Genomic DNA, 488 nt, shown 5'->3' on the forward strand with positions numbered 1-488 from the left:
ACCAGACTGCTCTACCCCGCGATAATAAAAAGGAGGATGAGAGATTCGAACTCTCGCGTGATTTTACTCACCTGACGGTTTTCAAGACCGTTCCCTTCAGCCAGACTTGGGTAATCCTCCATTATGCACTAAACCAATATAGCACACTTTCGAATACTTGGCAATAACATCAAATGCTAACAAACAATTAAATTTTGATTGCAACTAACTGAGTCAGTTTAGCCAATAAATCTAACTTGTCAAATGATTAATCACCAAACCTATGGCTCGGCCAATGGATCTTGTAGGACTCGAACCTACGACCGGACGGTTATGAGCCGTCTGCTCTAACCAACTGAGCTAAAGATCCAAGACCTAATCGCGGCGGAGGGAATCGAACCCCCGACCTCCCGGGTATGAACCGGACGCTCTAGCCAGCTGAGCTACACCGCGATCTATAGATATCAAAAATATCTAATCGGGAAGACAGGATTCGAACCTGCGACCCC

Annotated in this window: 3 tRNA genes; all 3 read right to left on the bottom strand. The window is 45.9% G+C overall.

The window, feature by feature from the left end:
* Positions 1-30: 30 nt before the first annotated feature.
* Positions 31-120 (bottom strand) — tRNA-Ser (locus FC87_RS06695).
* A gap of 155 nt (positions 121-275) precedes the next feature.
* A tRNA-Ile gene (locus tag FC87_RS06700) sits at positions 276-349 on the bottom strand.
* Between the two features lie 9 nt (positions 350-358).
* Positions 359-432: transfer RNA gene (locus FC87_RS06705), tRNA-Met, on the bottom strand.
* Positions 433-488 lie beyond the last annotated feature (56 nt).

Source organism: Fructilactobacillus florum DSM 22689 = JCM 16035, from assembly GCF_001436645.1.
In the GTDB taxonomy this organism is placed as follows: domain Bacteria; phylum Bacillota; class Bacilli; order Lactobacillales; family Lactobacillaceae; genus Fructilactobacillus; species Fructilactobacillus florum.